The sequence below is a fragment of the Desulfothermus okinawensis JCM 13304 genome (genome assembly GCF_054654515.1).
Window position 1 is genome coordinate 1 of the sequence record NZ_BAAIEW010000055.1, and the last position, 1427, is coordinate 1427.

Consider the following 1427-nt stretch of genomic DNA (forward strand, 5'->3'; position numbering starts at 1 on the left):
ATTCACAGACTCCCAGGCCTCTTGAAGATACTTAACCAATATATAAGCAAGCATTACAACAAATACATGGCCTCTGGTACTTCCTTTTGTTCTAACAAACACTGGCCTTACATTTAGGGTAGATTTCGAAGTCCTGAAAACCTGTTCTACTAAAGCCAAATCTTTGTACCGATCATGAACTGTTTTTTTATCTGCTACTTCTTTTTTGAGATCGGTTTTTATCACATAGCATCCATCAAGCATTTGTTCTTGCTTTAATGCTTCTTCGTCTATTGCAAGATAAAGGCTTCTACCAGTTGACTTTACACTAGCCCATTTTCCTATTTGTAGCTTCTCTATTAGAGCTGTTAGATTTTTTATGGCCACTTCAATCCTGGCCCTGGGATGTTCTTTTAAGTATTTGTTTTTCTCTTCAATTTTCTTTTTTATATAAACAATCTTTTTTTCTCGATGATTATGAAGATCCTTTTGCCTTATAGGGTTCCTTCTTAAGATATAACGCACTGAGCCATCAATAACCTCACACAAATCCTTATCAAAAAAGGTAAGCTGTATAACTCGCCATTGAAGAAGACTTCTTATCTGCTCCTTTGTAATTGCTGTAATATAGTGAAAACCCTCAGGCAAACTCTCTATTTGTCCTGTTTTTATCATACCCCTGTCACCTACAAATGTGACTTTTTGGCACCCAAATCTCTCTGCTACTTTTTTTACCTGAGAATAAAACGTCTTCATGTCAGATGTATTCCCCTTAAAAACTTCAACTGATACAGGCATTCCCTCATCATCACAAAGCATCCCTATCACTATCTGCTTTTTACCCTTTTTACCGTCACGATTGTATCCATACTCAGCAAAATAATTCTTCTCTCCCTCCAAATAACTACTGGTAACATCATACAAAAAAAGATTTATCTGCCCCTTTTTCCCCCTAGCTTCCAATAATTTCTCCTCTATCTTCTCCTGATTATTCGCCAACCATTTTAGATTATCGTAAAGATCATTTTCATCAAAGCCCCTCTTCAAACCCAATATTTCCAATACCGCATGCTGCTGTGCCAACCTCACAGAAGAAAGCCTTGAACCCTGCATTATTACCCTTGCCAATACCTGCCACAGGGCCAGCTTCCCCTCTGTGCTTCTCCCCAAGGCCCTTACTATACCCAACCTATCAGCACACTTATACAGCGCCCATACAGCCCCTACAGAAAGTCCCTGCTCCAATTTTATATCTTTAGCAATGTTTACTAACTGAGCCAAATTACCCTTACACTTAAGTGCCAGTTTTATTGCATCAATCTCTTCCCTGGAACAATGAGAAAGATTTGCTATAGTCCTCTTTTTAACTTTTCCGTCTTCTCTATAAGATTCACGGAGCAGTATAGAATTATATATCTTCTTACCATGTTTTACTTTGTTCTCAACTA

1 protein-coding gene is annotated in these 1427 nt (G+C 38.0%); it reads right to left on the minus strand.

Annotation, left to right across the window (positions count from 1 at the left end; all coding sequences use genetic code 11):
• On the minus strand, positions 1 to 1427 hold a 1427-nt coding region (locus ACYQ0O_RS12930; RefSeq protein WP_459893734.1), incomplete at both ends, for an IS1634 family transposase.